General features: G+C 65.8%; 3 protein-coding genes. All 3 read right to left on the bottom strand.

The window, feature by feature from the left end:
- Window positions 1-572: 572 nt before the first annotated feature.
- The gene (locus AAF604_12980; protein ID MEM7050572.1) at window positions 573-1,160 is read right to left on the bottom strand and encodes a sigma-70 family RNA polymerase sigma factor; all 588 of its coding nucleotides are present in this window, start codon (window positions 1,158-1,160) and stop codon (window positions 573-575) included.
- A 127-nt stretch (window positions 1,161-1,287) separates the two neighbouring features.
- A complete protein-coding gene (locus tag AAF604_12975) occupies window positions 1,288-4,185 on the bottom strand; it encodes a tetratricopeptide repeat protein (GenBank protein ID MEM7050571.1) in 2,898 nt (965 codons plus the stop codon).
- A gap of 90 nt (window positions 4,186-4,275) precedes the next feature.
- Window positions 4,276-8,559, bottom strand: a complete 4,284-nt coding sequence (locus tag AAF604_12970) for an NBR1-Ig-like domain-containing protein (protein ID MEM7050570.1) — start codon at window positions 8,557-8,559, stop codon at window positions 4,276-4,278.
- Between the last annotated feature and the right edge of the window lie 153 nt (window positions 8,560-8,712).

Raw genomic sequence — 8,712 nt, 5'->3', positions numbered from 1 at the left:
TTTTGGGGGGCGCTGCGCCCAGCACTCCTCTTTCCTCTGGCAGCCCTCCCCTCCGCGTTATCCCCGCTTTACTAAAAACTTTGCGGGGCGCCGGGGGGGCTGGGCGCCTCCACGTCCAGGATGACGCAATCGATGATCACCGTCAAAGGGGCGGAGTCGGTCGCGTGCATCTGTGCAGTTGCCAGGAGTCCGTCGAGGGACCGGCACTAGGTTTAGCGACGAATTCCGGGAGCCTCGGTCACGAATTTGGCGTTCGGTTATCAGGAGCCGTGATCGGACCCCGAGAAAAAGAGCCGGGGCACTCTCCGCTACCGAGTGCCCCGGCGGGTAGGAGGACCGAGGGGCTCGGTCCGTCAAGGCATCACGGCTCTCCGCCGGCTCCGGCAAAGCCGCAGAAGGTGTCGATTTCGAGGCGCCTCGGGAGTCCAAAGGTTGCGAGGCCCGCGCTGTGCGTCGGCAGTTGGAATCGAGCCAGGCCGCTGGTGGTGACGAGGTGTGCCTATACCTCTAGCGATGGCCGAATCGAGATTCGGTCATGATGCGGTGAGGGCGCCCGCAAGATGAGGCTTGTTCTAGCCGCTACCTTCGAGATCGCGCAGCAGCCAGGCGCGCGCCATGCGCCAATCACGCACGACGGTGACTTGGGCGACCCGTAGCACGTTTGCCACCTCGTCGAGGGTGAGGCCGCCAAAGTAGCGCAGCTGAACGACCTGGGCTTTGCGCGGGTCTTCTCGCTCGAGGCGGTTGAGGGCGTCGTCGAGGGCGAGGAGCTGGGCCTGGGGCTGGGGGCTTTCGAGCTGACCGTCTTCGAGATCGATCCGCACCATACCGTTGCCGCGGCGCTGCCGGTTCTGTCCCCGGGCGTGGTCGATCAGGACGCGCCGCATCACCAGGGCGGCGACGGCGAAGAAGTGCGACCGGCCCTTCCACTGCGGGTGGTCCCGGCCCATCATGCGGAAGTAGGCCTCGTGAACCAGGGCGGTGGGCTGGAGAGTGTGATCGGGACGTTCGGCGACGAGCTGACGCCGTGCGACCAGCCGGAGCTCGTCGTAGACCAGCGGAATGAGAGCCTCGAAGGCCTCTTGCTCGCCTCTCCGCCAGCGCTCGAGGAGCTGAGTGACCCCGCGCGCCGACACGGGTCGCGGTAGTGCTTGATCCATGGTGCCCAGTGGTCTCCTCCAGGAAGACCTCCGCCAACAAGTGAAGCCTACATCCCCCGATACATCCTACGTTGTCGACGGCGGCCTTGGCAAAAGACGAGGTCGCTCATCGGGGCGAGCCGGCCTTTCAGGGAGGGATCTGCGCTAGGAGCTGGCGTGCCGAGGGACCGCCCTGCGGTGGCTGGTCGAGGGGCGCTGGCAGGATTGCGATGGCCGCTTCGAGATGGAAGCGCGCGCCCTCTCGGCGGCCTTTGCCAAGGTGTGCCAGAGCCAAGAGGAGATGGGCTTTGCCAGCGGTCCGGCTGCGGCGCCCGACGCTCTCCAAGGCCTGAGCGAGCATTCGGCGAGCTCTCGTCGTGGCGCCGTCGAAGCGTCCCTTTTCCAGATCGATGGCGGTCACCAAGGCTTCGAGCTCTAGGCGTTCGGTCACGCCGAGGGTAGGCAGTGAGGCGGTATCGATGGCGGCGAGAAGTCGCTGCGCATCGTCGGACTGCTGGCGGCGGAGGGCGAGGGTGGCGCGGGCCAGCCGCTGGCGGAGAAGGAACTTGGGATCGCCTCGCGATTCCTCTTGGAACTGGTCGACCCAGGTTTGCGCCGCGGCCAGATCGCCGGCCTCGAGGCTGGCTTCGGCCAGGTAGAGGCGGGAGAAATGGGCTGTCGAGCTCTCCGGTGAGAGAGCGAGGGAACGGCGCAGCGTTTCCCGGGCGGCTGGGAGATCGCCGGCGCCGCGCTCGATGTTGCCGATCAGGTTGAGGCAATCGCGGATGATGCCGTGGTCGGCTGGAAAGGAGCGCGTGATGCGTTCCAGGGCCTCCGTCGCCTGGCGCCGAGCGGATTCGATCTCGCCGCGATCGAGGGCCACCCGGGCGGACCACATCAGGGCCGACGGCAGGTTCGGGTGATCGAATCCGTTGGGCGAGCGCATGCGCTCGATGGTGGCGCGAAAGCGCTCCGCGGCCGATTCGTAGCGGCCGAGGGTGGCTTCGAGAGCGCCGAGATTGTAGAGACTCCGGATGACCACCGGATGATCCGGACCATGGAACTCGACGTGTGCTTCGAGCACTCGGTGCATGATCTCCTGGGCGGCTTCGAGATTGTTCGAATCGAACTCCAGGGTGCCGAGGGCTTCGGTGGCGACGATGGTCTTGGGGTGGTCGCTGCCGTAGCGCTGTCGACGGCGTTCGACCGCTTCTTCGATTCGGCTGCGGGCGGTCCTGTAGTCGCCCTGGAGAAGCCGGGTGCGGCCGAGCTCGATGAGGGCTTCGTCGAGCCTTTCGGCGTCTTGCGGAGAGGCCTGGCGCAGCTCGTCGAGGGCGCCTTCGAGGAGCTCGGCGGAAGCGCTGTAACGGCCGCGCAGCCGCTCGACGATGCCGAGCTGGAGGCGCCCGTGGGTGGCTTGTGGGGAGCGGCCGAGCCGGTGGGACTCGAGCAGCTCGAGACTCTCCCCGAGGTTGGTACCGGCCGCCGCGAGATTGCCAGCCAGGGTTTGCATTTCGGCGAGCTCGACGAGCAGGCGGCTGCGCAGGCCGAAGTCTCCGGCGAGCTCCTGCTGCTGAATCTCGAGGCCGCGCCGGAGGGCGCTTTGGGAGTCGTCATAGTGGCCCAGGCTGCCGTAGATCTCGGCCAGGACCAAGAGCACCTCGAGGGCGGTGGCGGGCTCTGCGCTGAGCTCCGACTCCAGGCGCTCGACGCCGCGGTCGAGCATTTCGCGGGCGGTGACCGGTTGCTCTTCGCCACGGAAGGGGTCGAAGCCCTGGAACATTCCCTTCAGGTAGTCGGTCATGGCTTCGGCCCGGACCTGCTCGCGTCGTGCCTTGCGCTCGCCGAGGAACAGAGCGGCGATCAATGCGGCGGTGAGGGCGAACACCAGAAGCGCTGCTCCGAGGCCCCAACGATGCCGTTGCAGAAAGCGATGGGCGCGGTAGCGGAGCGTTCCCTGGCGGGCGTGGACGGGCTGGGAGAGGCGGTGCCGTTCGATGTCCCGGATCAGAGCGGAGACCGAAGGGTAGCGGTCGGTGGGTTCCTTGCGCAGGGCGTAGAGCACGATGGCGTCGAGATCACCGCGCAGGCGGGAGCGGCGTTCACCGGGTGCCACCAGGCTGGGCCGGAGGGGCTCCGCGCCGAGCACCGCCCGGGTCACCTCCTGTCGCGACAGCGCCGGATCCTCGAAGGGATGGACGTCGGCGAGCAGCTCGTAGAGCAAGACGCCGAGTCCGAAGACATCGCAGGCCGTGGTGATCGGACCCCCCTCGATCTGCTCCGGACTGGCGTAGCCGGGGGTGACCAGCTGGATCTCCTGCGAGGTCTGGCCAGCCTCGACTTCGGCCAAGATCTTGGCGGTCCCGAAGTCGAGCAGCTTGGGAGCTCCCTGGGCCGTCACCAGGATGTTGCTCGGTTTGAGATCGCGGTGGATCACCAGGTTGCGGTGGGAGTAGCGCACCGCGTGGCAAATCTGCAGGAACAACGCCAGGCGCTGGTCGAGGGTGAGCCCTTGGCGGCGGGCGTAGGCGTCGATCGGCTCCCCTTCGATGTGCTCCATGACCAGATAGGGTCGACCATCGCGGGTGGCTCCGCCGTCGACCAGGCGGGCGATCGAGGGGTGATCGAGCTGAGCCAGAATCTGCCGCTCACGGCGGAAGCGCTCGAGCAGCGCGTCCGTGTCCATGCCGCGCTTGATCACCTTGAGAGCGACCTTTTGGTCGTAATGACCATCGCTGCGCTCGGCGAGGTAGACCGACCCCATGCCGCCGCGACCGAGGAGGCGCAGGGTGCGATATCTCCCGATCAGGGTGCCGCGGGGAAAGCGCGCGTCGGCCGAGAGGAGGTCGAGAGCTTCGTCCGAGGCGCTGCCATCGATCCAGCCGGAGGGCGTGGTAGCGGCGCTGAGGAGGGTGGTGAGCTCGCGGTGCAGGGCCGGGTCGTCGCCGCAGGTGCGGTCGAGAAAGGCGGCGCGCTGCTCGGCCGGCAGGTCCCAGGCGCGATGGAAGAGCTCGTCGAGGCGTTGCCAGCTTGGGTCTTCGGTCATGGGCGCCCGTGGATGCTATCTGAGGAAAAAGGCCGGGGTACCGCCGCATCGGCACCCCGGCAAAAGGAGGACAACCGGTCAAGGACTCAATTACAGCTCCCCGCCGCCGCCGCTGCAGAAGACCTCGACCTCGAGGAGGATGGGGGAGCCGAAATCGCCGTCACCAGCCTTGTGCATCTGCCAGTCCGAGAGGAACTCTCCGCCGTCCTGCGGCCCTTCGAACCAGTGGCGGAAGCGCACCGTTTCTTGCGGTTCGGTGGTTTCACCCTCCGGCATCAGCAGGCTGGCCGTTCCGGCCAGGGGATCGACGCCGCCGATCGCCTTCAGGCTGTACCCGCCGGAGCGGCTCCAGGTGGTGGTGCCGATGTTTCTCACCCAGATGTCGGCCCAGACGCCGTCGCCACAATCGAGGGAGAGAGGCAGGTTGGAGTCATGGAAGATGGCGTCGTCGACGGTGCCGCCGCCACCGCCGCTGTTGCAGGAGACGTTGACGTGCTGGGAAACCTCAGGACCGAACCAGTTGCCCTGGCGGCTCAGGCGCCAGTCCGTTTCGTACCAGCCGGGGGTACCGGGAGCGGTGAGGGAGAGCTGGAAGGTGTGCTGCTGTTGGGGAGCGATCGCGACACCGTTGGGTAGCGGCACGGTGGTGGTCGAGGTGAAGGGATCGGTGCCTCCGAAGGCCCTCAGCTCGTAGCCGCCGGAGCGGCTCCAGGTGGTATTGCCGGTGTTCTTGAGGGTGATGGTGGCGTTCACGGTGCCACAGGCCATGGTCGCCGGCAAGGTCTCGGACTGGAGCTGCGCTGCGTCCGTGTCTCCACCTCCGCCGCCGCCGTCATCTCCTCCTCCTCCGCCGTCGCAGGTCACCTGCACGTCGGCGAGAGCGGTGGCTCCGAAGTAGCTCCAGCCCTGGCGGTACATTCGCCAGTCGGTGCGATAGGTGCCGCTGCTGGCAGGAGCCGTCAACGAGAGCTGGAAGCCATGGCTTTGCCCCGGCGCGACCACCGTTCCGCTCGGCATGGTGACCTCGATGCTCGGTGCCAGAGGATCGCTGCCACCGACGGCGCGCAGCTTGTAGCCCTCGGTGGCCGTCCAGGTAGTGGTTCCGGTGTTCTGCATCACCACTGTCGCCATCGCGGTGCCGCTGCAGGCCATGGCGCCGGGTAGGTTCGAAGAGGCGACCGCGGCATTGTTGGTGCCCCCGCCGCCACCACCGTCGTCGCCACCACCTCCATCATCGCCGCTGCCGTCACAGGTCACGGTGACCGTGTCGTTGGCGTTGCCGCCGAACAGGGAGCCACCCTTGGCCATTCGCCAGTAGGAGGTGTAGCTACCAGCCGTCGCCGGCGCCTGGAGCGGGATCGAGAAGCTGGTGCTTTGCCCCGGTGCGATCGAGCCGGTCACCGGGAACGCCTGGGCCGTGGCCAGCGGATCGGCACCGCTCGGCGCCTTCAGGGCGTAGCCTTCGGCGGCCGTCCAGGTGGTGTTCCCGGTATTGCGCATGGTGACCGTGGCGCTGCCCGTCGCGCCGCAGGCCATCTCGTTCGGAAAGACCCTCGATACCACCATGGCATCGTTCTGGGGATCCGTGCAGGTGACCGCGACGTTGCGCCCCGCTGCCGTACCGAAGCCACCGACGCCGAGCTGACGCATGCGCCAATCGCTGTGATGGGTGCCCTCGGCCTGGGGCGCCACAAGGGGAATCGAGAAAGTGGCGATGGCCCCGGGAGCGACACTTCCGCTGGGAGAAATCAGGAGGTTGGTCGCCAGCGGGTCGGCGTTGCCGATGGCTCCGAGGCGATAGCCCTCGCCTGCGGTCCAGGTGGTGGTGCCGTCATTGCGTACCCTCACCGTCGCCGTACCGTTTGCGCCACAGCTCATCGCGCTCGGGAACTGGGCCGACAGGATGGTGGCGCCGTTGACGCCGCTCGAGGTGCCGTTGGAGAACACCAAATCGACGCTGCGCATGCCGGGCACCGTGTCCGGCCCGCGGTCGGCGATGATCGTCAAAGTGCGAACGCCGTCCGGAAAGGTCCGCGTGTCGAGGGTGCCGCGGAAGGCCGAGTTGGGGTTGCAATTGGAGGTCGAATACTCGCTGCAGGTCCTTGAGTCATACTGATTGATCGTGAGGTTGCCGAGGGCCACCGGCTGGCCATCGATGAAGGCGCGGATGCGGCTGACGCCGTCCTCGTCGTCCCTCGCCACGCCGGTGACGTCGATCACCCCGGACCAGGTGCTGCCAGCTTTGTTGCGCAGGTAGACCTTCGAGCCGACCAGAGTCGAATTGGTGGCTGCCTCGTTGGCCGCCCCGGTGGCCCGCTGGAACGGCTCGGGCTCTCCCCAGTTGTCCTGGCAACCGAGCAACTCGTAGAGGTCGATCAGCTCGTTTTCGGTCTGGCCTTCACCATCGGTGACCTCGATCAGGCCTTCACCGACGAAGGTCCAAACGTCCTGACACTCGCCGTCGCAGTTGCGCAAGATTTCACACCAGTACTCGGGGCCGACAGTGCAGGAAATCAGGGCCAGGGTGTCCTGCGAGATTCGGAAGTGGTGCGGGGTCGGCGCGCCACACTCCATTCCGACACCGCTTTGCTGCTTGGTCAGCTGCACCAAGCTGTCGTGCGGGACCATGGCGGCGAAATACACCGGATCGGCACCAGCGGTGACGATTCTCGAACCGACCGCGACGATGTTGCCGCCGCCGTCGGTGGCGGTCATCTCCACCCGGACCGAGCCGCTTCCCGGTTGGCCGTCGAAGGTTTCGAGGTCGATCTGAGCTCCGACCCGGTAGAGGTTGTCGCTTCCTCCGCCATCATCGTCTCCGCCGTCATCGCCGCCGCCGTCGTCATCTCCACCGCCATCACCGCCACAGGCACCCGGTTGCTGGCAGCTACAGGTTACGGTGACGGTTGTGGGGCCCCCGGCGATGGTTGATTCGACTTTCGCCGGACAGTCCACGCCGTCATCGACAAAGCGCCGCCGCAACTCGAACCGGGAGTTATTTGGCATCTTTTGGAAGAAGGTGTCCTCTTGGGGAGCACCGCTCGCATTGCCCGTGAGGTTGACCGCCGATGGCCACGGACTTCCAAGATCTCTGGGGGCCAGGTCGTACCGAACCCGCTTGCCTTGCGGAAGGCCGACGACCCTCGCCGTGATGGGATGTTTGACAATGCAGGCCGGGCAGACCTGGGTGTAGGTTGATCCAAAGGCCACGGCGCCTGGGGATGGGGTGTAGCTCACTTCGAGGGTTTCTTGGATCACCACAGTGATGGTCACGGAGCAGCTGCAGAAGGGACAGATGTTGAAGGCACAGCCGAAGGCGAGGGTTGATTTGGGCTGCGTGGTTTGGTTGCCGATGTCGTTGTGCGCATCCACGCTCGGAAGCTCTGTCAGGACGTGACATTTCAGCCAGCTCCCGGCGTCGGGGTTTTTGACGCACTTGGCACTGTCGGGGACGATGAGTGGCTGGATCCTGCCGGTACAGTCGAACTGACAGTCGCATTCGAAGTCCGATCGGATGCGGACTCTATGACCGGAGGGGTCCTGGAAGGACGATTCGGAAATCAGGACTCGCGGAAGATCGGGTGGCCCCAAGCTCTGGCTCAAGTACTCAGGCCACTGGTAGCCATCGGATAGTTTGTATTCCCAGCGGGCGCATTCCACGGCTGCTTGGCTCGGCGTCGGCGAGATACCCAGGGTCGCCTCCGGCGAGTCATCCTGAAAACCAGCCGACTGCAAGCGTTCCCTTTGATGGGCGTCCATGGCGTGAGGACGGTTCAGCTCGAGAATCGCCTCTCCGGCTTTGGGTAGAACCGAGTCGAGAAGCCGGTAGGTCAGGCTATTCCCTCGAGGCGATGGAAACCAAGCGGCGAGGGCAAAGTAGCGGCGCTGCTCGCCTTCGAGCTCGAGGCGGACTTCGAAGGAGGTCAGTCCGACGACGGTCCCCCAATTGGAGTCTTCTTCAGCCATCATGTTCACCGCCTGGTCGGCCGTCATTCGTCCCACCGTCTCGGCTTCGGGCGTGCTGAAGTAGGGAGGCAGGACTTTCGAGCTCCAGGCGGCCCGGTGCTGCTGCGAAGAGGTTTTGAAGGAAGGCAGCTCGACGGTCCGGCCTTCCGGTGGTGTGATCAGAGTCACCCAGAGGTTGCTCGCAAGCTCACTGCGATCGAGATGGAGAAAGTTGGCCAGCTCGATCGAGAGGTCGTTCGTCGTCGCCTCGGAAAGGGCCCGATAGTGAGTTTCGAGGGCGATCTCTCGCTTGGCCAGCGAGCTGTCTTCCCGAATCTCGGCGATGCTTGGCAAGGCGACCAGCGAGGCGAGGAGTGCAATGAGTGGAATCAGGCGAAAGGAATCGAATCGACAGCGAGCCAACTTCATGAAGTCTCCTTGCTGAGCAGCCGGGGTTGGATTGGAAGAGAGGCGTACCTACTCTTCTTCACGCCGGTCGCGGAAAAACTCAGTCAGGGAATTCCGAAGAGGTCTGCCGGAGGCAGCGGGGCGACGGTTCGCCGCGGCCGTTCTTCTGGCTCG

It is taken from the genome of Acidobacteriota bacterium, from assembly GCA_039028635.1.
Classification (GTDB): Bacteria; Acidobacteriota; Thermoanaerobaculia; order Multivoradales; family JBCCEF01; genus JBCCEF01.
This window is presented reverse-complemented; position numbering and strand designations above follow the sequence as displayed.

What these genes read in the sequence shown, in the direction of transcription:
- AAF604_12980 (MEM7050572.1), bottom strand. Translation starts at nt 1,160, where the DNA reads ATGGATCAAGCACTACCGCGACCCGTGTCGGCGCGCGGGGTCACTCAG.
- AAF604_12975 (MEM7050571.1), bottom strand. Translation starts at nt 4,185, where the DNA reads ATGACCGAAGACCCAAGCTGGCAACGCCTCGACGAGCTCTTCCATCGC.
- AAF604_12970 (MEM7050570.1), bottom strand. Translation starts at nt 8,559, where the DNA reads ATGAAGTTGGCTCGCTGTCGATTCGATTCCTTTCGCCTGATTCCACTC.